This is a genomic window from Lysinibacillus sp. NPDC097868 (genome assembly GCF_044761135.1).
Classification (GTDB): domain Bacteria; phylum Bacillota; class Bacilli; order Bacillales_A; family Planococcaceae; genus Lysinibacillus.
Genome location: NZ_JBIWBS010000003.1, coordinates 24,701 through 48,005, shown reverse-complemented (window position 1 = coordinate 48,005; position 23,305 = coordinate 24,701). Strand labels below are relative to the sequence as shown.

The 23,305-nt window shown below is 37.8% G+C and carries 24 protein-coding genes; all 24 read left to right on the top strand.

The features are described from left to right. Positions 1-5: 5 nt before the first annotated feature. Entirely contained in the window at positions 6-1,058 is a 1,053-nt protein-coding gene (locus tag ACIQXJ_RS17130; protein WP_403056331.1) for a FecCD family ABC transporter permease, read from the top strand. Further along, complete coding sequence (locus ACIQXJ_RS17125; protein ID WP_403056334.1) at positions 1,055-2,089, top strand: FecCD family ABC transporter permease; 1,035 nt, start codon at positions 1,055-1,057, stop codon at positions 2,087-2,089. Before ACIQXJ_RS17130 ends, ACIQXJ_RS17125 begins: the two co-directional genes overlap by 4 nt. 95 nt (positions 2,090-2,184) lie before the next feature. Then, positions 2,185-3,234, top strand: coding sequence for an NAD(P)/FAD-dependent oxidoreductase (locus tag ACIQXJ_RS17120; protein WP_403056337.1), 1,050 nt, complete (start codon positions 2,185-2,187; stop codon positions 3,232-3,234). 170 nt (positions 3,235-3,404) lie between these two features. Beyond that, complete coding sequence (gene rpmE / locus ACIQXJ_RS17115) at positions 3,405-3,608, top strand: 50S ribosomal protein L31 (protein WP_004269457.1); 204 nt, start codon at positions 3,405-3,407, stop codon at positions 3,606-3,608. 291 nt (positions 3,609-3,899) lie between these two features. Next, positions 3,900-4,472 (top strand): thymidine kinase, encoded by a 573-nt coding sequence (locus ACIQXJ_RS17110; protein WP_401010767.1) that lies wholly within the window; start codon positions 3,900-3,902, stop codon positions 4,470-4,472. 250 nt (positions 4,473-4,722) lie between these two features. Next, a complete protein-coding gene (gene prfA, locus ACIQXJ_RS17105) occupies positions 4,723-5,799 on the top strand; it encodes a peptide chain release factor 1 (protein ID WP_340820992.1) in 1,077 nt (358 codons plus the stop codon). Next, complete coding sequence (prmC, locus tag ACIQXJ_RS17100; RefSeq protein ID WP_403056340.1) at positions 5,786-6,646, top strand: peptide chain release factor N(5)-glutamine methyltransferase; 861 nt, start codon at positions 5,786-5,788, stop codon at positions 6,644-6,646. Before prfA ends, prmC begins: the two co-directional genes overlap by 14 nt. 44 nt (positions 6,647-6,690) lie before the next feature. Continuing rightward, a complete protein-coding gene (locus ACIQXJ_RS17095) occupies positions 6,691-7,272 on the top strand; it encodes a stage II sporulation protein R (protein ID WP_403056342.1) in 582 nt (193 codons plus the stop codon). A 100-nt stretch (positions 7,273-7,372) separates the two neighbouring features. Further along, positions 7,373-8,407, top strand: coding sequence for an L-threonylcarbamoyladenylate synthase (locus tag ACIQXJ_RS17090; RefSeq protein ID WP_403056345.1), 1,035 nt, complete (start codon positions 7,373-7,375; stop codon positions 8,405-8,407). 456 nt (positions 8,408-8,863) lie between these two features. Next, on the top strand, positions 8,864-9,361 hold the full coding sequence (locus ACIQXJ_RS17085) for a manganese efflux pump MntP (RefSeq protein WP_403056348.1): 498 nt from the start codon (positions 8,864-8,866) through the stop codon (positions 9,359-9,361). A gap of 17 nt (positions 9,362-9,378) precedes the next feature. After that, the gene (locus tag ACIQXJ_RS17080) at positions 9,379-9,819 is read left to right on the top strand and encodes a low molecular weight protein arginine phosphatase (RefSeq protein WP_403056351.1); all 441 of its coding nucleotides are present in this window, start codon (positions 9,379-9,381) and stop codon (positions 9,817-9,819) included. 8 nt (positions 9,820-9,827) lie between these two features. Further along, on the top strand, positions 9,828-11,111 hold the full coding sequence (locus tag ACIQXJ_RS17075; RefSeq protein WP_403056354.1) for a methyl-accepting chemotaxis protein: 1,284 nt from the start codon (positions 9,828-9,830) through the stop codon (positions 11,109-11,111). A 413-nt stretch (positions 11,112-11,524) separates the two neighbouring features. Beyond that, on the top strand, positions 11,525-11,962 hold the full coding sequence (gene rpiB / locus ACIQXJ_RS17070) for a ribose 5-phosphate isomerase B (protein ID WP_403056357.1): 438 nt from the start codon (positions 11,525-11,527) through the stop codon (positions 11,960-11,962). Between the two features lie 123 nt (positions 11,963-12,085). Next, positions 12,086-12,628, top strand: a complete 543-nt coding sequence (locus ACIQXJ_RS17065; protein ID WP_403056360.1) for a TIGR01440 family protein — start codon at positions 12,086-12,088, stop codon at positions 12,626-12,628. A 62-nt stretch (positions 12,629-12,690) separates the two neighbouring features. Next, the gene (gene glyA / locus ACIQXJ_RS17060; RefSeq protein ID WP_401010746.1) at positions 12,691-13,932 is read left to right on the top strand and encodes a serine hydroxymethyltransferase; all 1,242 of its coding nucleotides are present in this window, start codon (positions 12,691-12,693) and stop codon (positions 13,930-13,932) included. 399 nt (positions 13,933-14,331) lie between these two features. Then, the gene (locus tag ACIQXJ_RS17055; protein WP_403056363.1) at positions 14,332-16,485 is read left to right on the top strand and encodes an EAL domain-containing protein; all 2,154 of its coding nucleotides are present in this window, start codon (positions 14,332-14,334) and stop codon (positions 16,483-16,485) included. A gap of 127 nt (positions 16,486-16,612) precedes the next feature. Then, positions 16,613-17,242 carry a uracil phosphoribosyltransferase gene (gene upp, locus ACIQXJ_RS17050; RefSeq protein WP_173478609.1) on the top strand — a complete coding sequence of 210 codons (630 nt, stop codon included), beginning with the start codon at positions 16,613-16,615 and terminating at the stop codon, positions 17,240-17,242. 185 nt (positions 17,243-17,427) lie between these two features. After that, positions 17,428-18,549, top strand: a complete 1,122-nt coding sequence (gene wecB / locus ACIQXJ_RS17045; protein ID WP_403056366.1) for a non-hydrolyzing UDP-N-acetylglucosamine 2-epimerase — start codon at positions 17,428-17,430, stop codon at positions 18,547-18,549. A gap of 540 nt (positions 18,550-19,089) precedes the next feature. Beyond that, a complete protein-coding gene (locus tag ACIQXJ_RS17040) occupies positions 19,090-19,461 on the top strand; it encodes an ATP synthase subunit I (RefSeq protein ID WP_139860289.1) in 372 nt (123 codons plus the stop codon). Between the two features lie 35 nt (positions 19,462-19,496). Then, the gene (gene atpB, locus ACIQXJ_RS17035) at positions 19,497-20,207 is read left to right on the top strand and encodes a F0F1 ATP synthase subunit A (RefSeq protein ID WP_402889880.1); all 711 of its coding nucleotides are present in this window, start codon (positions 19,497-19,499) and stop codon (positions 20,205-20,207) included. A 63-nt stretch (positions 20,208-20,270) separates the two neighbouring features. Then, on the top strand, positions 20,271-20,495 hold the full coding sequence (gene atpE, locus ACIQXJ_RS17030) for a F0F1 ATP synthase subunit C (protein WP_004269474.1): 225 nt from the start codon (positions 20,271-20,273) through the stop codon (positions 20,493-20,495). A gap of 177 nt (positions 20,496-20,672) precedes the next feature. Continuing rightward, positions 20,673-21,191, top strand: a complete 519-nt coding sequence (gene atpF, locus ACIQXJ_RS17025) for a F0F1 ATP synthase subunit B (RefSeq protein WP_340820980.1) — start codon at positions 20,673-20,675, stop codon at positions 21,189-21,191. After that, positions 21,188-21,724: a F0F1 ATP synthase subunit delta gene (locus ACIQXJ_RS17020; RefSeq protein WP_340820979.1), complete on the top strand. Its 537-nt coding sequence runs from the start codon at positions 21,188-21,190 to the stop codon at positions 21,722-21,724. The genes atpF and ACIQXJ_RS17020 overlap by 4 nt, the downstream gene beginning before the upstream one ends. 28 nt (positions 21,725-21,752) lie before the next feature. Further along, positions 21,753-23,261 carry a F0F1 ATP synthase subunit alpha gene (gene atpA / locus ACIQXJ_RS17015; protein ID WP_173478606.1) on the top strand — a complete coding sequence of 503 codons (1,509 nt, stop codon included), beginning with the start codon at positions 21,753-21,755 and terminating at the stop codon, positions 23,259-23,261. The last annotated feature ends 44 nt before the right edge of the window (positions 23,262-23,305 follow it).

Here is a 23,305-nt window from a genome sequence, read left to right as displayed (position 1 = left end):
GTAGAATGACTGCGTCGACAGGAGTAGAAGGGCTCAGCGATATAGATGAGCTACAGAAACAATCTCACCCAATACGCGGAATAGTAGCTTTGATTTTAGGAGTAATTGCATTAATATTTGCCATTGGCTTAGCCATTTCTTTAGGAGCAGCGGATATTTCATTAAGTACTGTTTGGACTGCCATTACACAATTTTCACCAGAATTAACAACACATCAAATTATTCATGATATTCGTTTGCCACGAGTACTTGGAGCAGCGTTAGTAGGTGCAAGCTTTGCAGTTGCTGGTGCGATTATGCAAGGTATGACGCGCAACCCTTTAGCAGACTCAGGGTTATTAGGATTGAATTCTGGAGCGGCATTTATGCTCGCTGTCTGCTTTGCCTTTTTTCCTGGCATGCCCTATATGTATTTAATTTTATGGTCGTTTGTAGGTGCAGGCCTCGGTGTTGCGATTGTCTATGGTGTTGGCTCATTGTCTAAAGGGGGCTTATCACCTATGCGTCTAGTTCTTGCTGGCGCTGCTGTTAGTGCTTTACTTGGTGCGCTCGGCGAAGGAATTGCACTTTATTACCGCATTGGACAAGACCTAGCATTTTGGTATGCTGGAGGCGTTTCGGGTACGATGTGGAGTCATCTTCAAATATTATCGCCATGGATACTGATTGCGATGATAGGTGCACTTATACTATCTCGCTCCATTACGTTGTTAAGCTTAGGAGAAGAAATTGCAATAGGGCTTGGTCAACGAACTGTTGTCGTGAAAGTGTGGGGGATGGTGATTGTTTTAATTTTAGCAGGTGCAGCAGTTTCGGTTGTAGGCGCTGTTGGTTTTGTAGGATTAATTGTTCCCCATTTTACGAGATACATAGTTGGACACGATTATCGATGGATTATCTCTTGTTCATTAGTATATGGAGCATTACTCGTTGTACTAGCTGATTTAGTTGCGCGTACTATTAATCCGCCATATGAAACGCCGATTGGTGCATTAATTGCTTTAATTGGGGTTCCATTCTTTCTTTATTTAGCACGTAAAGGAGGAAAGGAACTGTGAGTAATAATTTTTTAACACAAAATCAGCAAAAGCTTAGAAAGAAAAATTTCCTCATCATAGCTACACTAATGATTTTAATAGTAATTACTTTTGTAATTAGTATGAATACTGGCGTTATTAAACTGACACCAATGGAAGTGATACGTACTCTTTTTGGGCAGGGCGATACGCAACAGCAAATAATATTATTTCAATTTAGGCTTCCTAGAATTGTAATTGGAGTTTTAGTAGGAATAGGTTTAGCCATGGCAGGTGCTGTTTTACAGGGCATTTCAAAAAATGCTTTAGCAGATCCAGGTATTTTAGGCATTAATGCGGGTGCTGGGTTAGCTGTAATGTTGTATATTTCTTTTTTCCCAACGACTAAATCAGCACCTGTATATTTACTACCAGTACTAGCCTTTATAGGGGCAGGGATAACAGCAGTGTTAATTTATACACTGTCTTATAAACGCCATGAAGGTATCACACCAATGCGTTTAATTTTAACGGGAATTGCGGTGGCCGCTGGAATTAGTTCAGCAATGATTGTATTAACACTTCGTCTTAGCCCTGAAAATTATCAATTTGTGGCTACGTGGCTAGCGGGTAGTATTTGGGGCTCGAATTGGAGGTTTGTCCTATCCTTATTACCATGGTTATTAATTTTACTACCATTTATCTATTCAAAATCTCGAGTTTTAAACATATTAAATTTGGGCGAAATAACATCGATTGGATTAGGTGCTTCTATTGAAAAAGAACGTCGTTGGTTATTAGCCGCATCAGTTGGATTGGCTGGAGCTAGTGTTTCTGTTAGTGGCGGTATTGGATTTGTTGGATTAATTGCCCCACATCTAGCTCGGCAACTTGTAGGAGCAAACCATCAATTTTTACTTCCTACCGCAGCGCTTTTAGGTGGCTTTTTAGTGTTATTGGCCGATACGATAGGTCGCTCAATTTTAGAGCCTTCAGAAATACCAGCTGGAATTGTGGTAGCGGTTTTTGGAGCACCATATTTTTTATATTTATTAGCGCGATTAAAGGAATAAAATAGATTTCTTATATTTCTAATTGAGAATGAATATCATTAGTCTTAGGAAGAATAGAACATGCAAACTTTATAAGTAGAAAAGGGGAGAAAGACATGCCAGAAGAATTGTATGATGTAACGATTGTTGGGGGTGGACCAGCAGGTTTATATACAGCTTTTTATAGCGGGATGCGCGATTTAAAAACGAAAATTATTGAATTTAGCTCACAGCTAGGTGGACGCATGCTTATTTATCCTGAAAAAATGATTTGGGATGTTGGTGGGGTAAAGCCTATTTTAGGTGGCGAGTTAATTCAACAACTTATCCAACAGGCAAAAACGTTTGATCCAACAATTGTTTTAAATCAAAAGATAGAAAAATTAGAAAAACAGAGTGATGGAACATTTATTTTAACGTCAGCATCAGGAGAGAATCATTATTCTAAAGCAATAATTTTAGCAGTTGGTTATGGTGTGATTTCAATGCAAAAGCTTGATATAGAAGGAGCAGACCGCTACGAAGTAACGAATTTACATTATACTGTGCAAGAATTAGAGATTTTCCGCAATAAACATATACTTATTTCAGGTGGTGGCAATTCCGCAGTGGATTGGGCGAATGAACTAGAATCTATCGCTGCTAGTGTAACAATTGTCCATCGTCGTGATGAATTTGGTGGTCATGAAAAAAATGTCTTACGTATGCGAGAATCCTCTGTCAATGTAAAAACACCATACGAAGTGGTACAATTACATAGTGATGGTGATGTAATACAGTATGTGTCCATTGTGAATAAAGATACAAATGAACTGGAACGAGTGCAAGTAGATGCAGTTATTGTTAATCATGGCTTAAAATGTGATTATGGAGCTCTTGAGGAATGGGGATTAGAAATTCAAGATGGAGTAGCTATCGTCAATGAGAAGCGAGAAACCAATATAGAAGGTATCTACGGAGCAGGTGATTTTATTGATCATCCTAGCAAAGTAAGATTAATTGCGGGTGCGTTTACAGATGGTATTTTAGCGTTAAATAGTGCAAAATTATTTTTAGAGCCAGATGCCCCGAAAGTTGCGTATGTATCATCGCATAATATTCGATTTAAAGAGCGCAATAAACAAATAGGATTAGTAGATAACGATTATCGCGAAGTTCGTGGTTAAAAATTGTAATATAGTTTTTCAATATTTTTTGCTTGAAAAAAATAAAATAACTATGCTATACTTCAAAAGTATGCAACGTGTACATATGTAGCCGACATATTCGGGCTATGTAAGGTACAGTTCGATAATACTCTGTTCCAGATGGTTCAGGGCGAGAGGAGAAAACGAATATGAAACAAGGAATTCATCCAGACTACAAAGAAGCAACAGTAACTTGCTCTTGTGGTAACACTTTCAAAACTGGTTCAGTTAAAGAAAACATCGTTGTCGAGTTCTGCAACGAATGTCACCCATTCTATACTGGCCGTCAAAAATTCGCGTCTGCTGATGGTCGCGTGGATCGTTTCAACAAAAAATACGGTCTTAAAAACTAATGTTAGTTTAATACCTGCCAAGCATGTGCTTGGCAGGTATTTTTTTCAGTATATAAAAAGTGCATGCGTTCATTGCGTCCCGACGCATTTGTATCTTTCACAACGTTGCACGTAACGTTCAATATAAAACAAAGACCGGATTTTGAAATGTGCTTAAGCTAGCGCAAATCCATTCGATACTGACAGTAGGTTCGGTATAAAAGATTAACACTATGGTGCAAGCTTTTAAGCTAATTGCTAAAATAATTCCTTTCAAAATCCATAATTGCAAATAGAGAGGGAGAAGATACAATGGCACAGCTATACTATAAACATGGCGCGATGAATAGTGGCAAATCAATTGAAATTTTAAAAGTTGCACATAACTATGAAGAACAGCAAAAGCCTGTCATGATGTTTACATCTGGGCTTGATACGCGAGATGAGGTAGGTTTTGTTTCAAGTCGAGTAGGTTTACGACAAGAAGCCATTCCAATTTATGAGGATACGAATATTTTTGAACTTGTAAAAAACAATGTAGTAAAACCATACTGTGTTCTTGTAGATGAAGTGCAGTTTTTAAAAAAGGCACATGTGCTACAATTAGCTAATATTGTCGACCAACTAGACATCCCTGTCATGGGCTTTGGCCTGAAGAATGATTTCCAAAATGAATTATTTGAAGGTAGTCAGTACATGCTTACATATGCAGATAAAATTGAAGAAATGAAAACGATTTGCTGGTTCTGTCATAAAAAAGCAACAATGAATTTGCGTGTCGATGAAAATGGCAAACCTGTGTATACAGGCGATCAAATAAAAATCGGCGGTAATGATTCTTACTATCCTGTTTGCCGTAAATGCCACGCACATCCACCACTTTGAATTCGCTTTAATCGGAAGAGGGCTTTATGATATTAAGCAGTCGACCGAAGAAAATGTAGCATACATGCGGAATTTTCCTTATACTAAGTAGTGGAAATAATGCATGACTATTACGCCTAAACAAATCCTTTGTCAGACTCTATTGTAGGCGGAATGATTAATGAATAGAGTAAAAAATACGTCTCGCTGTCTTTAATGGAGGCGCATTCCTACTGGATATAGATAAATGAACTAAATAGAGGTGAAGCCCATGTTTGATAGACTACAAGCAGTAGAAGATCGTTATGAAAGGCTAAATGAGCTTTTAAGTGATCCGGATATTGTAAACGACAGTAAAAAATTACGTGAATATTCAAAGGAACAATCGGATATTCAGGAAACAGTTGATGCTTATCGTGAATATAAAAGCGTGAAAGAGCAACTAGTTGATACACGTGAAATGTTGGATAACGAAAAAGATCCTGACATGCACGAGATGGTAAAGGAAGAATTCAACTCATTAAAAGCACAGCAAGAGGAGCTGGAAGAACGTCTACGCGTTTTATTAATTCCAAAAGACCCGAATGATAATAAAAACGTAATTATGGAGATTCGTGGAGCAGCCGGCGGTGATGAGGCGAATATTTTCGCAGGAGATTTATTCCGTATGTATTCTCGTTATGCTGAGACACAGGGCTGGAAAATCGACATTATGGAAGCAACGCCAAACCCAATGGGCGGCTATAAAGAAGTAATTTTTATGATTAACGGGCAAGGCGCATATTCAAAATTCAAATTTGAAAATGGTGCGCACCGCGTACAACGTGTACCAGCAACAGAATCACAAGGACGTATTCATACTTCAACAGCGACAGTTGCATGCTTACCTGAAGTTGAAGAGGTAGATGTTGAAATCCATGAAAAAGATATCCGTGTAGATACTTTTGCGTCATCAGGTGCAGGTGGGCAATCGGTAAATACAACGATGTCTGCTGTACGTATGACCCACTTACCAACAGGTGTAGTTGTATCGATGCAGGATGAACGTTCACAAATTAAAAATCGTGAAAAAGCGATGAAAATTCTTCGTGCGCGTGTAGCTGATAAGTATTTGCAGGAAGCGCAAAAAGAAATCGACGCAACACGTAAATCAGCAGTAGGCTCAGGCGACCGATCAGAGCGTATTCGCACATACAATTATCCACAAAACCGCGTTACAGACCATCGTATTGGCTTAACGATTCAAAAGCTTGATCAAATCGTCGAAGGAAGACTGGACGAAATCATTGATACACTTATCTTAGAAGAGCAAGCATCTAAGCTAGAGAGACTGAATGATGACCTATAAAAATGTGATGGAGGCCCTTGATTGGGCTTCTTCTTTTTTAGTGGATAATGGACGTGAAGAAACCGCGGGTCGTATTGTGATGCAACATATACTGGGCACAACGTATTCGGGTGTGATGCTACACTTACAAGATTCGTTAACAGCTGAGCAAAGTGAACAGTTTAAAAATCTGATTGAAGAGCATGCTAGTGGGCGACCTGTACAGTATTGTATCGGCAGTGAAGAATTTTATGGACGTACATTTATTGTGGATGAATCGGTGCTAATTCCCAGACCTGAAACAGAGGAATTAGTGCTAGCAACAAGCAATCGCATTGAACAATTATTTAATAAGAAAACATTAAAGCTAGCAGATATCGGGACAGGTAGTGGCGCTATTGCTATTTCTATGAAGTTAGAATGTCCTGAGCTAACAGTAGTGGCAACAGATTTATCTGCAGCAGCATTATCCACTGCACAAAAAAATGCACAAATACTTGAGGCAGATATTGATTTTCGTCTAGGCGATTTAACAGCACCCCTCGTTGGGGAAAAGTTTGATATTGTTTTATCTAATCCTCCGTATATTGCAATTGAAGAAGCGAAGGACATGTCTAGCATCGTACTGGAGCATGAGCCGCATAGTGCTCTTTTTGCAGAAGAGGATGGGCTTATTTTATATCGCAAATTAGCACAACAGCTTCCAGCACTGATGAATAAGCCCGCTTTGATCGGTCTTGAAATTGGTTATACACAAGGAGAGCAGGTAGCGAAATTTTTTAAAGAAAGTTTTCCACAAGCTACTGTTAGCGTTGAAAAAGATATTAATGGAAAACCTCGTATGGTTTTTTGTGAAATTGATGTATAAAGATTCTCCTTCTTGACAACAATGTTGAGCAAGGAGGGATTTTTATGTTAAACGAATACAAGATTGTTAGATTTCCAAAACTAAATATTGTGCTAGCTTTTGCTAGACTAGTAATTATGGCGATAGCTTTACAACTATGTATATTATATATTCCATCATTAATAGGTTTTGCAAAGGAAGCTACGAATAATGAACAAGAAAATGATTTTCGTATAAGAGTTATAGCTAATAGCAACACAACAGATGATCAGTTTGAAAAAGAGCAACTTGTGAAAGATTTAAAACCATATTTAATACAAGTAGGTTCAACTACAAATGTGGATAATGATAATTTTGTTACATTAAAAGAGAGTATTGAAGCAGAATTAAAAGAAAATTATCCACAATTGCGTACACAAGTGTTACTTGGGGATAACTTATTTCCGCCGAAGAGACAAGATGCGATGTTTTATCCACAAAATATGTACCATTCGATTGTTGTGAAAATTGGCGATGCACGTGGTGATAACTGGTGGTGTAGCATTTTCCCGTCTATTTGTGAACCGGAAAAAGAGGAAGAAAAGGCAGAAGAAAAAGAACAAGTAACATTCTTTATTTGGGAATGGATAAAAGGATTTTTTGAGTAATTGTGCACAAATTCAGATAACTTATACACAATTATTGATAAGTTATGAACAAAATGTGGATAATTCAGAAAAAAACAACGATTGAAAGAAGGTTTATCATATGGAAACCGTGTGTAAGATTGTGGATAGTAATGTGAATAGTCAAATAACTTATGCACAAGCTGTGGATATCTTGAATGCTGGAGAGGTTGTGGCATTTCCAACAGAAACGGTTTACGGTTTAGGTGCAGTGGCTACAAATGATGATGCAGTCAGAAAGATATTTAAGGCAAAAGGGCGTCCTTCAGATAATCCACTTATTGTCCACATAGGAACGAAAGAGGAAGTTTATCTTTATATAGAACATATTTCTGAGCTAGCAAAAAAATGTATGGATGCATTTTGGCCAGGCCCTCTTACACTCGTTATGCCAGTAAAGCCAAATGTGCTGGCACAAAGTGTGACAGCTGGATTAAAGACTGTCGGAATTCGTATGCCGGATCATCCAGTCGCGCTAGCATTATTACAGCAAATTCAAAAACCACTTGCTGCTCCAAGTGCGAATCGTAGCGGGAAACCAAGCCCAACAGAAGCGATTCATGTAAAAGATGATTTAGAAGGGTACATACCGTATATTTTAGATGGAGGTTCTACAGGTATTGGTTTTGAATCGACTGTGCTAGATGTGACGCATGAACCACCAGTTATATTACGTCCTGGTGGTATTACAAAAGAAATGTTAGAGTCCGTAATAGGTCCAGTTATTCAACCGACCAAAATAGAGCAGACAATGGAAGAGACGCCGAAAGCCCCAGGCATGAAGTATACACATTATGCTCCTAATGCACCTGTATACTTAATTGATTGTGATGAGGGAAAAGTACAGCAAGCCATACAACAACTTCAAGCGCAACATCATAAAGTAGCACTTCTAGCACCTGAGAGCTTTAAGCATATTAATAAAGAATATTACTTCTCAATCGGTGAAGCAGGTAGTAAAGAAGAGATGGGCGCGGCACTATATCATGCATTAAGAGCTTGTGATAAAACAGAAGCTACCGTTATTCTAGTGACGACGACATCAACAGAAGGTGTAGGCGCTGCTATTATGAACAGACTTGAAAAAGCTGCTGGGGGCAAATGGTATTCACTTTAATTAGTGGGTCTATCGGCGGTTCGAGAACTTCTACCGGCGATTCTCACAAGTTTCTCGGCGATTTCATAAGACGACAATAAAAAAACTCATCTATATAAAAGATGAGTTTTTTTATATGGAAAAGTATCTGCAAGTGTTATTTGCAAGTGCCAGGCACACAAACAATTTTCCATGCTAGCATAACTTCTAAGTAAAAATCTACGTAGACTCCTGCGGGAAAAGCACAAGTAGTAAGACGCAACAAACCACGCGCTAACGAGGGCTGTGGCTTACTCTATGCCGGCGAAAAGCTAAGTGGATTTTTACGATGTAAAGTGTCAGGCACTCAAACAATTCTCTAACTATTATTTGAAAATGGAATTTTATAATATGGAAAATGTCTTATCTTTCATTATTGATAATAATGTATTTCCAAGCATAAAATGATAAAATATTAGGAAGCGAAGGAGTGCATTCTTGCAGGGGATTCTTGCAGGTATTTTAACGTCTGTCGATGTCGTCGGTTTATTTGTATTAATTCCAAATGTTAAATATCGTTTATTTTTGTCAATGTGGACAGCAACATTACATATGCTTTTTCCACTACTCGGCTTTGAATTAGGAAATTACTTAGTGCGTTTTTTATCAGAATGGGGTCAATGGATTTCCTGTATTCTATTATTTAGCATTGGACTACATTTACTTTTGTCTTCCAACAAAAATGAGAAAATAACCATTTCACCTGTTTTATTAGCTGTGACTGCTAGCCTAGATACCTTTTCAGTAAGTGTTTCTTTTGGTATGCTTAACTTAGAAAAAACTATTTTTATTATTAGTGCTGGAATGAGTGCTTTTATTTGCGCATATGGGGCTTTAGTTATAGCACGTAGAAGTCAGGTTTTTTTTGGAAACAAAATTCAAATTATTGCAGGGATTGTTTTTATCATTATGAGTATTTTAGCGCTTCGAAAATAATAAGGAAGGTGATAAGTGTGAATATATTATTTGTTTGTACCGGAAATACTTGTCGCAGTCCAATGGCAGAGGTTATTTTAAAGCAGAAACAAATCTACAATGTTCAGGTTCGTTCTGCTGGTATTTATGCAATGCCGAACGCTGAAATGTCAGCACATGCGCAGCAAGTTTTAAATGAAGCGAATTTGCCACATCAACATTCAGCAACACAATTATCCATGGCTGAAATAGAGTGGGCCGATTTAATTTTAACAATGACAACAGCGCACAGAGATACTATTATCGCTAACTATCCAAACACAGAAAAAAAAGTTTTTACACTGAAAGAATATGCGAACGAAGGAAGTTTAGAGAATGTTGTAGACCCTTACGGCGGAAATAAAGCGATTTATGAGGAAACATTTGCAGAACTAGATAAATTAGTAGAACAGTTAGTTAAAATACTTGAGAAGAATTGAGGGGCACTATGAAAAAACAGTTTGGCTTACGACTTAAACTAGTATTATTTGTAAGTATTCTTGCACTGATCACATATAGTATCAGCTTTGTATTCATTGAATTTATACAACCTACTTTTTTCCCGGAAATTAATCGTAAGCTATTTGAAGTGATTACTTATTTATTAGGGATTACATGGTCAGGTATTTTAGCAGCAATTTTCAGTGTTATTTTAATCAAGCCGTTACAGCGACTTGAATACTCTGCTACACGCGTTGCAGAAGGAAAAATTGGAGAGGATGTAGTGATGCCAAAAACGAATGATGAGATTCGTTCAGTGGCAGTAGCATTCCAACAAATGGTGTTAAATTTACGCCACATGGTAGAAAGCATCGATCAAAACTTTCAACAAACAAATCAATCAATTATCAAATTATCCGATGAAACCGCTGTTGCGACAAAGAAAGCAGACGGTATTGCAGTGACGGTAAAACATATTTCCGCAGGAGCAGAAGCGTCAGCTATAGCAGTACAAGATACAGCAGAGGCGATTGAAGATGTGCGCACATTAGCAACAGAAGTGAATACTAGAGCGGAACAGTCTGCAATACAATCGAAAGAGATTTTACATAATTTAACTAATACAACAAAAGCGATTGAAACGTTAGTCAACAGCATTCAACAAATTGCAGCTGGCAACAACGAAGCACTAGAAAGTATTCGTACATTAGAAGACAATGCTGGACAAGTTGAGCGTATCATTAGTTTAGTAGGAGATATTGCGGCACAAACAAATTTACTAGCGTTAAATGCATCTATAGAGGCTGCCCGTGCAGGAGAACATGGTAAAGGCTTTGCGGTTGTGGCAGAAGAGGTTCGTGGCTTGGCCGATGAAAGTGCAAAAGCTGTACAAGGAATTACGACTCTTATTCAATCAATGCAGCATAATGTTGAAGTTGTTGTGAAACAAATGAATCAACAAGTGGGATTTGCGACTAAAGAGGCAGCGCGTGTTTCTGAAACTACGACTGCGGTTGAAGGGATGTCATCAAGTGTCCATGAAATGGCAACCGCGATCGTAGAGATTTCTTCATTAATTGAAAAACAAATGCACAATATTGAAACAACTGCTCGACAATCACAAGAAGTGGCAGCAATTGCTCAAGAAACATCAGCTGGTGCACAAGAAGTGAGCAGTGCAACAGAAGAGCAAGCACATGCAATTGAACAGGTAGAACAACTTGCACAAGACTTGAAAAAACAATCCGAAGCGTTGCATAAAATGATTTTACAATTTGATAGAGAAGCATAGTAAGAAAAAGCATTCAAATTAATACATGTAAATGACAGACTGTGGACAAGCTCAAAAAAGAGCTTGTCCACAGTTTTTTCTATTGATTGACCAAATACTTGTTGATAGGAAGCTTAAACGTTATTAACAGGTACAAATGAAAAAATATTGAAATAGTATGTCCACTGTAGTTGAAAAGATAGAAAAACTTCAGAAGAGGGAATATTACAACAAAAGACCATTATCCGAATTTATTAACAGGATATTCACATTATCCACAGAAAAAGGACTTAAAAATGAACGTTTTTCAATCGAATTACAAGAAATGTTCGTCTTTTAGGGGAAATCAGCATAAAATTGCAACAAAAATCATGTTATTCTTGAAAGAGAAGTGGTAAACTAATGTTGACTATATTTCGAAATGAGGGAACCCAGTGAGAATAGCAATTTCTTCTGATCACGGAGGCAATAATTTACGTCGTGAGATTATGCAACTGTTAGATGAGCTTAATATTGGCTACGAAGATTTTGGTCCACAATCTGCGGATTCAGTAGACTATCCTGATTATGCAAAGCCAGTTTCTGAAGGTGTTGCTAACGGGGAATTTGATAAAGGTATTTTAATTTGTGGCACAGGGATTGGCATGTCCATCACTGCGAACAAAGTAAAAGGCATTCGTTGTGCATTAGTGCATGATGTATTTAGTGCAAAGGCAACACGTTGCCATAATGATTCAAATATTTTAGCGATGGGTGAGCGCGTAATTGGTCCAGGCCTTGCACGTGAAATTGCGCAAACATGGCTTGAAACTGATTTTGAAGGTGGGCGTCATACACGTCGCGTAGAAAAAATCGCTGAATTAGAACAGTAATACAAGAACGTCTTCCGCCGTTAACGCAAAAACAAATAGGTAGTGACAGTCTTGCACTGTCACTTTTACCTTAGCTTGACGCCTAACGTAAATAGAAGACATCAAAATAAGGGGCTGAGCTTAATGGTTGTGCAACAAATACAAACGCAATTGACTCAGTTACTCAGTGAATTCGAAGAGCAGGTAGTACTGCGACCAAAGACTATTTTTGTCGTAGGCTGCTCTACGTCTGAAGTGATTGGTCAGAAAATTGGCACAGCAGGTGCACTTGAAACAGCAGAAGCAATTTTTGAGCCATTGCAGGCATTTGCAAAGAAACATCAATTATATTTAGCGTTCCAAGGCTGTGAGCATATAAATCGAGCTATCACGATGGAAGCTTCAGTTGCAGAACAGTTGGGCTATGAACCTGTGGCTGTTATTCCTGTTCGCACTGCGGGTGGGTCGATGTCAGCTTATGCTTATACAAAATTGGAAAGCCCAGTAGTTGTAGAGGCAATACGTGCACATGCAGGTATTGATATAGGCCAAACTTTAATTGGTATGCATTTAAAGGAAGTAGCTGTTCCAGTTCGTACATCAGTGCGATCAGTAGGAGAAGCGGTTGTCACAGTAGCAACAACACGTCCAAAACTAATAGGTGGCGAACGTGCTGTATATAAATAACACTACTTCTGTTGTCAGAGGTACATGTAAATAACGATTATACTTAGGAGGCTTTTTCAAACATGGCATACGAAAAATTAGCAGTACAAGACAAAGCAGTATTAGATGGGATTTTAGCTGAGAAAAAACGTCAACAAGCGAATATCGAGTTAATTGCATCTGAAAACTTTGTATCTGAAGCAGTAATGGAAGCACAAGGTTCAGTTCTTACTAACAAATATGCTGAAGGTTATCCTGGAAAACGTTACTATGGTGGCTGTGAACACGTAGACGTAGTAGAAGATATTGCACGTGATCGTGTGAAAGAACTTTTTGGTGCAGAATATGCTAACGTACAACCGCACTCTGGTGCACAAGCAAACATGGCTGTATACCATACAATTTTACAACCAGGAGACACAGTTCTAGGAATGAACCTTTCTCATGGTGGTCACTTAACACATGGTTCTCCTGTAAACTTCTCAGGAATCCTTTATAATTTCGTAGAATACGGTGTAACAGAAGATACACATGTAATCGACTATGAAGATGTTCGTCAAAAAGCATTAGCACACAAACCGAAACTAATTGTAGCTGGTGCATCTGCATACCCACGTGAAATCGACTTCTCTAAATTCCGTGAAATCGCAGACGAAGTAGGAGCTTACTTTATGGTTGATATGGCGCACATTGCTGGGCTAGTAGCTGCTGGAGAGCATCAATCACCAGTTCCTTACGCTGATTTTGTTACATCTACAACACATAAAACATTACGTGGACCACGTGGTGGTTTAATTCTTGCGTCGAAAGAATGGGAGCAAAAATTAAACAAATCTGTCTTCCCAGGTATCCAAGGTGGGCCATTAATGCATGTTATCGCTGCAAAAGCTGTAGCATTTGGCGAAGCTTTACAACCTGATTTCAAAGACTACGCAAAACAAATTAAAGCAAATGCACGCGCTTTAGCAGAAGTGTTAATCGAAGAAGGTGTAGAAATCGTATCTAATGGTACGGATAATCACTTATTACTTCTAAACGTTAAATCTCTTGGCTTAACTGGTAAAGTAGCAGAGCACGCACTTGATGAAGTAGGAATTACAACTAACAAAAACACAATTCCGTACGATACAGAATCTCCATTTGTTACTTCTGGTATTCGTATTGGTACACCTGCAGTTACATCACGCGGCTTTAAAGAAGAAGACATGAAAGAAGTAGGCGCTATTATCGCAGCTGTACTTAAAAACCCAGAAGATGAAGCGGTAAAAGCTGATGCAAAAGATCGTGTTAAAGTTTTAACTGATAAACATCCATTATACGCATAATTAGTATTGTTTAATTATAGGCTGTGTCTTAAGTGTGTTGTTCACTTTAGGCACAGCTTTTAGTTTGTTTAATTCGATTTAGCAAAATGCCTCTTCTATAGAATTCATTGAAATTAAGTGAAAGGTCCTGATGGTTGATTTTCTAGCAAGCACACAAAAAATGCTGAAGTGTAATGGATAGAATAAACTGCAAAACTATACTTTTTGCTAACATAAAAATAAATTAATCTTATTTTTGGATTTTTTTACATAAATATAGGATAAAAGGTTATATTATATTGAATAAGGACAATGGTTGTCCCGAAGAAGGAATGTTTTTTTGTAAAAGTGACAATTTATTGAATTTTTTATGTACAATATAAAGGGGTAGAATTGATGGATATAGTCGGGAGGGGTTGGATGGTTACTAAATCTATGGACGTACAAAAAAATATTTTATTAACTACAATTCGTAACTTAGGTGAACAATCTAAAGAAAGCTATGTTATTTTGGATGCGAAAACTAATTTCATAGTAGAATGTAATAATTCTTTTTGCATACTAACAAATGCAATACGTTCACAGATTCTAGAAACAGATTATTTTGCGATGCTTTCAAGTGGGTTACAAACGACAATGCTTGAAAAAATAAAAGAGAACATACATAGTGGAGCAATGGTGACGGAAAAGCTGCACCATAATCGCTTCGAACAGCCACCATTTTGGGCAGAAATGCAAACCCTTCCTTTTCAAAATAATGATAATGAAACATTATTTGTGTTAATCATCGTGAAGGATATTACGTATTATCACACTGAAGATTTTATAGCGGAATTAGAGAAAACCGTTTATGAGGCAATCGAAAAGGACTATCCATTTTATAAAAAAATGGACACTATTTGTAGCAGAATAAATCAATTTTTTATGCCACATGTGTTTAGCTCGGTTCTTATCAAAATAGATTCAAATCATTTGCAAGTTTTTACTTCTAACAGTGTTCGCCAACATGTCCCTCAGCTTTTCGAGATGAATGACTTCTATAGAAAAGTCATGCAACAGGAAACACCCATGATAGCAGATAAACTAGAAGAGGTTGCTATTCCAATAGAATTTAAAAGTTTTGCTAATCTAACAAATAATCATTCGGGATGGTTTGTTCCTATTCGCAATCAAAAACAACAAGCAATCGGATTTTTTGCAATATTTTCTCAATATCCCCGTGAAAGCTTGTTTTTTAACAATGTGTTTCAAAAAATAGGTGCACTCGTTGCATTAGCGTATTCGTATGCAAAAACTCAGAAAAAAATATGGGATTTAGCATATAAGGATATTACGACTGGCTTGCCAAATCGACATAGCTTTTTAAATAAGATAGAAAAGGAAGAACAACGAGGGCGAATAGGCTTTATCAAAATAATAAAACCAAGTGAATTTCATCAAGTCGTTGAATTATATGGCCGTGAAGCAGGGGATGAATTATTAAGACAAATTGCTAGGCGTCTTCAAGAACATAAGAAAGATTTGAATGAGTATATTGCTAGGTTCACAAGTTCTAGTCTTATTATTTCACAAGTGACACCCAATGAAGAGTTAAACGATTATGAGCTTCGCATAAAAGAATTAACGCGCCAGCCATTTATTATAAATGGTAAACAAATTTATATTACATTAAAGACAGGCATCTCTTCCTTCGATAAGGATATTAAAATTGCAGATGCAATCAGATTTGCAGATAATGCATTATCTTATGCGGCCAACAAACCAGGAACGCATCTGGAGATATTTACGAAGGAACGCAATGATTTACTAGAGCAACAGATGACTGTTTTAAATCATTTATCACAAGCACTTAAAAATAAAGAGATTTCTGTGAATCTACAACCAAAAGTAGATTTACGAACGGGGGAAATTCAAAGTATTGAAGCGCTAGCTCGTTGGCATTCACCGGTTCTCGGCTTTGTATCACCAGCTATGTTTATACCAGTTGCCGAAAATGCAGGGAAGGTTCGTGAAATAGACATACAAATTTTAGAAATTGTTCTCGCTTGGCTAGCGGAGCGTCAACAGTTGGGGAAGAAGTTAGTGAAGGTTGCGGTAAATATATCGCCTGATCACTTTTACTATCCTCATTTTGTTAAGGATATCCGGCAATTAGTTGAAAAATATATGATTAATCCAAGTAATATTATTTTAGAGGTAACAGAAAATATCGGCTTAGTAGATTTTCAAACCGCACTCGCCATTATTCAAGAATTAAAGAGCTATGGCTTTAAAACATCGGTGGATGATTTTGGAACAGGTTTTTCCTCTCTTAGTTATTTACAAAGATTACCGTTCACTGAGTTGAAAATTGATCGTAGCTTTATAAATGATATACATGATGCAGCAACATTAGCAATTGTCCGTTCAATTATTCAGCTTGCATTAAATTTAGGTATGACATCTGTTGCAGAGGGAATCGAAAATGAGGAACAGGTAGAGATATTACGTGCGCTTGGTTGTAAGGTCGGACAAGGTTACTTCTATTATAAACCGATGGCGATTGAGCAACTTGATTCTATACTTGACGTATAAATTGCTTCTATATGTAGCAAACACTCTAGAAAAGGGAATATCTCGAATTTATTTTTGAGACAACTCCTGTTTTCTGTTATACTAGTTGAGATAAAAATGAAATCCGAACGGTTAGGAGAGAACCCCTTTGAGCAAAGTATACGTATTTGATCATCCACTAATCCAACACAAGTTAACTTATATTCGTGATAAAAATACAGGAACTAAAGAATTTCGTGAGCTAGTTGATGAGGTCGCAACATTAATGGCATTCGAAATTACGCGAGAAATGCCTGTAGAAGAAATTGAAATTGAAACACCAGTAACAATCGCGAAAACAAAAGTTCTTTCTGGGAAAAAACTTGCAATTGTACCGATCTTACGCGCAGGCATCGGCATGGTTGATGGCGTATTAAAACTAATTCCAGCTGCAAAAGTTGGTCATATTGGTCTTTATCGTGACCCTGAAACATTAAAACCTGTTGAGTATTATGCAAAACTTCCAGCAGATGTGGAAGAACGTGATTTCATTATTGTAGACCCAATGCTTGCTACGGGTGGTTCAGCAGTGGAAGCTATCAATTCACTGAAAAAACGCGGTGCGAAAAGCATTAAATTTATGTGTTTAATTGCTGCGCCAGAAGGTGTTAAAGTAATTCAAGATGAACATCCAGATGTGGACATCTATATTGCAGCACTTGACGAAAAGTTAAATGACCATGGTTACATTGTTCCAGGTCTAGGTGATGCTGGTGACCGTTTATTCGGTACGAAATAAAAAGAGGGTTATTGCTTAAAGAGCAATATCGTTTTTCATACAGCAACTTTATAGCATTTGAAAGCGTCCTTCAATATTGAAGGACGTTTCATAGTATGTTTAGGCAATTAAGTCTCTCTTCTTAATAATGAATGTGGACCATTGCACTTGATATACAATATAACCAAAGGACGGTGCAAATCGTTTTGACGAAAAAATGGAAAGTGATGACGATTTTCGGTACGAGACCAGAGGCGATAAAAATGGCCCCGCTTGTATTGGAATTACAAAAACATCCCGAGCAAGTGGAATCAATCGTGACTGTAACAGCACAACATCGCCAAATGCTTGACCAAGTATTAGAAACATTTAAAATTACACCAGACTACGATTTAAATATAATGAAGGATCGTCAAACTCTAATTGATGTGACAACTAATGCATTACAAGGTTTAGATAAAGTCATGAAAGAAGCGCAACCTGATATCGTCTTAGTGCATGGTGATACTGCTACAACATTCATTGCAAGCTTAGCAGCATTTTATAATCAAATTGCCATTGGTCATGTTGAGGCAGGTCTTCGAACATGGAATAAGTATTCACCTTACCCAGAGGAAATGAATCGTCAGCTGACAGGTGTCATGGCTGATTTGCACTTTGCACCAACAGAAGTATCAAAGAAAAACCTTTTAGATGAAAACAAAAATGCAGATACTATTTTTGTCACAGGCAATACAGCTATTGATGCATTAGCCACAACGGTGAGTGAGCATTATACACATCCCGTGTTAGAAAAAATAGCAAATGATCGAATGATATTATTAACAGCGCATCGTCGTGAAAATCTAGGCGAGCCTATGCGTCATATGTTCCGAGCAATTACACGACTGTTAGCGGAGCACGAAGATGTACAAGTTGTCTACCCTGTGCATATGAATCCGGCTGTGCGAGAAATAGCCAATGAAATATTAGGCGATAATGACCGCGTGCATTTAATTGAACCACTTGAAGTTTTTGATTTCCATAACTTCGCTGCGAATTCGTACATGATCTTAACTGACTCTGGTGGTGTTCAAGAAGAAGCGCCTTCATTAGGAAAGCCAGTTCTAGTGCTTCGTGATACGACAGAGCGTCCGGAAGGAATTGCTGCTGGAACTTTGAAACTAGCAGGAACAGAAGAGGAAACAATTTATTCTCTTGCAAAAGAATTGCTAGAGGATAAAGAGGCGTATGAAGCGATGGCAAAAGCCTCTAATCCTTATGGAGATGGACATGCTTCACAGCGTATCGTAGAAGCTCTCTTGAAATTTTTGCAAAAAAGCAAGTAATACACCATTTTTAATTTATAAAATAAGTAAAAAGAACTAAAATTTAATGTGTAGCTAATTTACGAGCAAATTTCTGTCGTAAATTAGCTTTTTTTTGCATTATTCCAAAAAAGTTTTTGTAATCTATGAAAGTTCATACACAAATTTGTCAACAATTTGACAAGAGTATAGTAGCTGTGAAGTTTTTCTCCTTTACTAATTGACTTCAAATATCACCTATTGTATGCTTACAAAGGGTAAGAATGATAAGGGTTTCTAATCGTTGATAGACGTTGAAACACTTGTTATATCAAGTTTCTACTAAATTGACAGTTCAAACCATCACTGTCGATTTGCAACGTTTTGTGCGTTTCGGTTTAACACCGAATCAGTAAGGGGTGTAAGGCATTATTAGGAATTTACACCTGTAATTTCATTCAAATGACTCTCCCATTACTATTCCGCTGTGAGTAGTGTTTTTCACTGCTCTTTTCTGATTTCACAAAGTGGTAAGCAAACGTTTTCTTTACTCGAAAAAATGATTCAGGAGACTACAAACCAATGCTAGATTTGCATCACATTTTTGCTGTGCAGAAGAGAGCGTTATTTTTTTTGCTCGCACTTTGCGCTTTAGGCTGGGGCTTTACGTCCTTTCAAACAGTTTTTGCGGGCATCGCAATCGGTGCATTTTTTGGTACGTATAATTTTTGGATTTTAGTTCGCCGTATGGAGAAGTTTGATCGTTCCATTAGTGAAGGGAAGAAAATAGGTTCACTTGGTACAGCACTGCGTTTTGGATCAGGTGTAGCGGCAGTCGCTATAGCCATTTCGTTGCCAAACTATTTTCACTTGATTAGCACGGTCATAGGGCTAATGATTCCGTACGTAGTTCTCTTTGTCGAGAGAATTGTATCTCATGTAAGGAACCACTAATTGTGCTTTATTAGAAAGAGAGGTGAAAAATAACAATGAATCATGAAGCTCCGTTAGTAACCATTGGTTTTTTAACATTTAACTTATCTACAGTTATGATGTTACTAGTTGCAGCAATAGTCGTATTTTTAATCGCTGTTATCTCTACTAGAAACTTAAAGTTAAAACCGACTGGTATGCAAAACTTTATGGAATGGATTATGGATTTCGTAAAGAATATCATCAAAAGCAACATGGACTGGAAAACTGGTGGACGATTCCACATTCTAGGTATCACACTTATTATGTTTATCGCAGTATCTAACTTATTAGGTCTTCCATTCTCTATCGTCTATGACCATGAACTTTGGTGGAAATCGCCAACAGCTGACCCAACGGTTACAATGACTCTTGCAACAATGATTTTAGTATTATCTCAATACTATGGTATCAAAATGAAGGGTACAGGCCATTATGTTGGTACATTCTTCAAACCAATGTCATTTATGTTCCCGCTAAAAATTATTGAAGAGTTTGCGAACACTTTAACATTAGGTCTGCGTCTTTACGGTAACATTTATGCAGGTGAAATTTTACTTGCATTAATCGCAGGTTTAGCAGTATCAGGTCCGATCGGGTTCGTAGGTGCAATTGTTCCTATGATGGCATGGCAAGGTTTCTCTATTTTCATCGGCTTTATCCAAGCCTTTATCTTCACAATGTTAACAATGGTTTACATGGCTCATAAAGTGAGCGATGACCATTAATATAAAGCATAAATTTTATGCTTGAACCAAAAAAACAAACAATTCCAAGGAGGAAATTTTAAAATGACAGGTTCATTAGGTTTATTAGCAGCAGCAATCGCAATCGGTTTAGGTGCACTTGGTGCAGGTATTGGTAACGGTCTTATCGTATCAAAAACAGTTGAAGGTATCGCTCGCCAACCAGAAGCTCGTGGCGTTCTTCAAACTACTATGTTCATCGGGGTTGCATTAGTTGAAGCCTTACCGATCATCGCAGTAGTAGTAGCATTCATCGTAATGAACAAATAATTCAGTTGTATACTGAATTTTACTAGTGGCGAAGCAGGATTCACCAGATGAAACTTCGCCCTTCATTTTGGAACAGATAAAAGCTATGTGCAAATATAGCTTTTTAAAATAGGTAAGTTTTTAAGTATTACAAACTAATATGTTGAAGTTAAAGCTCTTGAAGGGAGTGAAACAATCGTGTTTTTAGACAATCTTGTACTAGGTGCAGGTGGAGGATTCAATGGTGGAGATGTCATCTCAACATTAGTCATCTTCTTAGTATTAATGCTTCTACTTAAAAAGTTCGCTTGGGGTCCATTAATGGGCATCATGCAACAACGTGAAGAATTAGTAGCTAGTGAGATCGAAGCAGCTGAAAAAGCTCGCAAAGATTCGCACAAATTTTTAGAAGAACAAAAAAGTCTTCTTAAAGAAGCTCGTACGGAAGCACAATCGATTGTTGAGGGTGCTAAGAAGCAAGGCGAAATGCAAAAAGAAGAAATTCTTACAGCAGCTCGCAATGAAGCTAACCGCTTAAAAGAATCGGCTTTACGTGAAATCGAGTCTGAAAAAGAAAAGGCTATCGCAGCTGTACGTGATGAAGTCGTTTCATTATCTGTACTTGCAGCATCTAAAGTCCTTAGCAAAGAGATTTCTGAGGCAGACAACCGTGCTCTAATTGAAGAGACGATTGCGAAGGCAGGGGAAGCTCAATGAGTAATTCAACTGTAGCAAAGCGTTACGCTCAGGCTCTATTTGAAATTGCGCAACAAAAAAATATTCTTGCAGAAGTTGGGGCAGACTTAAACGAGTTAACAAAAGTTGTTACAGAATCTCCAGATTTTTTAACACTTTTAAACGCGCCTAAGTTCTCTATCGAACGTAAGAAACAAATGGTAGCTGAAATCTTTGCAAGTGCAACACCAGAAGTTTTACACACAGTTCAACTACTTGTTGAGAAGAAACGTGTAAACGAAGTGAAGCTAATTGCTAATGCATATGCTGAGCTTGCTGCACAGGCACAAGGTTCTGCAGATGCAACTGTATTCTCAACTCGTGAACTTTCTGCTGAAGAAAGCGCTAAAATTTCTGCAGCATTCAGTAAACTTGTTGGGAAACAATCATTAAACATTACAAACGAAATCGATCCTTCATTATTAGGTGGTATTCGTGTTCAAATCGGTAACCATATTTATGATAGCTCAGTAGTGAACAAGCTTGAGCGTCTAAAACGTGAATTAATCGGTTAATAATTTAGAAATGTGAGAGGTGACATACATGGGCATCAAGGCTGAAGAAATCAGCAGTCTGATTAAACAACAGATTGAGAATTATGAATCTGAACTTAAAGTAAGCGAAGTTGGTACAGTTATCCGTATTGGTGACGGTATCGCTCTTGCTCATGGCCTCGACAACGCCATGGCTGGAGAGCTTCTAGAGTTCTCTAACGGTGTTATGGGTATGGCTCAAAACCTAGAAGAAGGTAACGTTGGTATCGTTATTTTAGGTCCATACACAGACATCAAAGAAGGCGATGAAGTTCGTCGTACAGGTCGTATTATGGAAGTACCAGTTGGTGAAGAACTAATTGGCCGTGTTGTAAACCCACTAGGTCAACCAGTGGATGGACAAGGTCCAATCAACACAACTAAATCTCGTCCAATCGAAAGCCCAGCTTTCGGTGTAATGGCTCGTAAATCAGTACACGAACCACTACAAACTGGTATCAAAGCGATTGACGCACTTGTACCAATCGGTCGTGGTCAACGTGAATTAATCATTGGTGACCGCCAAGTTGGTAAAACATCTGTAGCAATTGATACAATCCTTAACCAAAATGACCAAAACATGATCTGTATCTATGTTGCAATTGGTCAAAAAGAATCTACTGTACGTGGTGTAGTAGAAACTTTCCGTAAACATGGCGCTTTAGATTACACAATCGTTGTGACAGCTTCAGCTTCTCAACCAGCTCCATTATTATTCTTAGCACCATTCGCTGGTGTATCTATGGCAGAGGAATTCATGTTACAAGGTAAACACGTATTAATCGTGTATGATGATCTTTCTAAACAAGCATCAGCTTACCGTGAACTTTCACTTCTTCTTCGCCGTCCTCCAGGTCGTGAAGCATACCCTGGTGACGTTTTCTACTTACACAGCCGCTTATTAGAACGTGCTGCGAAGTTAAATGAAACATATCAAAATGGTTCAATTACAGCTCTTCCATTCGTTGAGACACAAGCTGGGGATATCTCTGCATACATCCCAACTAACGTTATCTCAATCACTGATGGACAAATTTTCTTACAATCTGACTTATTCAACTCAGGTGTACGTCCAGCGATTAACGCCGGTCTTTCTGTATCACGTGTAGGTGGATCTGCTCAAATTAAAGCGATGAAAAAAGTTGCGGGTACACTACGTCTTGACTTAGCTGCATTCCGTGAACTTGAATCTTTCGCTCAATTCGGTTCAGATTTAGATAAAATCACACTTGCTAAACTTGAGCGTGGTAAACGTACGGTTGAAGTTCTTAAACAAGACCTAAACAAACCACTTAAAGTTGAAAAACAAGTTGCGATCCTTTATGCATTAACTAAAGGTCACTTAGATGATATTCCAGTTCAAGATATCGTTCGTTTTGAATCTGAATTCTTAAGCTGGTTAGATACAAACCACACAAACGTTTTAGATCATGTTCGTACTACTAAAGAACTTGCTCCTGACGCGGAATACGTAGCAGCTTTAACTGCATTCAAAAAAACTTTCGCTAAATCAGAATAAGCAAGAAAAATAGTCGCTTGATTAAAATACAAAAGGTGGTGAAA

What these genes read in the sequence shown, in the direction of transcription:
- ACIQXJ_RS17130 (WP_403056331.1), top strand. Translation starts at nt 6, where the DNA reads ATGACTGCGTCGACAGGAGTAGAAGGGCTCAGCGATATAGATGAGCTA.
- ACIQXJ_RS17120 (WP_403056337.1), top strand. Translation starts at nt 2,185, where the DNA reads ATGCCAGAAGAATTGTATGATGTAACGATTGTTGGGGGTGGACCAGCA.
- rpmE (WP_004269457.1), top strand. Translation starts at nt 3,405, where the DNA reads ATGAAACAAGGAATTCATCCAGACTACAAAGAAGCAACAGTAACTTGC.
- ACIQXJ_RS17110 (WP_401010767.1), top strand. Translation starts at nt 3,900, where the DNA reads ATGGCACAGCTATACTATAAACATGGCGCGATGAATAGTGGCAAATCA.
- prfA (WP_340820992.1), top strand. Translation starts at nt 4,723, where the DNA reads ATGTTTGATAGACTACAAGCAGTAGAAGATCGTTATGAAAGGCTAAAT.
- prmC (WP_403056340.1), top strand. Translation starts at nt 5,786, where the DNA reads ATGATGACCTATAAAAATGTGATGGAGGCCCTTGATTGGGCTTCTTCT.
- ACIQXJ_RS17095 (WP_403056342.1), top strand. Translation starts at nt 6,691, where the DNA reads ATGTTAAACGAATACAAGATTGTTAGATTTCCAAAACTAAATATTGTG.
- ACIQXJ_RS17090 (WP_403056345.1), top strand. Translation starts at nt 7,373, where the DNA reads ATGGAAACCGTGTGTAAGATTGTGGATAGTAATGTGAATAGTCAAATA.
- ACIQXJ_RS17075 (WP_403056354.1), top strand. Translation starts at nt 9,828, where the DNA reads ATGAAAAAACAGTTTGGCTTACGACTTAAACTAGTATTATTTGTAAGT.
- ACIQXJ_RS17065 (WP_403056360.1), top strand. Translation starts at nt 12,086, where the DNA reads ATGGTTGTGCAACAAATACAAACGCAATTGACTCAGTTACTCAGTGAA.
- glyA (WP_401010746.1), top strand. Translation starts at nt 12,691, where the DNA reads ATGGCATACGAAAAATTAGCAGTACAAGACAAAGCAGTATTAGATGGG.
- ACIQXJ_RS17055 (WP_403056363.1), top strand. Translation starts at nt 14,332, where the DNA reads ATGGTTACTAAATCTATGGACGTACAAAAAAATATTTTATTAACTACA.
- ACIQXJ_RS17040 (WP_139860289.1), top strand. Translation starts at nt 19,090, where the DNA reads ATGCTAGATTTGCATCACATTTTTGCTGTGCAGAAGAGAGCGTTATTT.
- atpB (WP_402889880.1), top strand. Translation starts at nt 19,497, where the DNA reads ATGAATCATGAAGCTCCGTTAGTAACCATTGGTTTTTTAACATTTAAC.
- atpE (WP_004269474.1), top strand. Translation starts at nt 20,271, where the DNA reads ATGACAGGTTCATTAGGTTTATTAGCAGCAGCAATCGCAATCGGTTTA.
- ACIQXJ_RS17020 (WP_340820979.1), top strand. Translation starts at nt 21,188, where the DNA reads ATGAGTAATTCAACTGTAGCAAAGCGTTACGCTCAGGCTCTATTTGAA.
- atpA (WP_173478606.1), top strand. Translation starts at nt 21,753, where the DNA reads ATGGGCATCAAGGCTGAAGAAATCAGCAGTCTGATTAAACAACAGATT.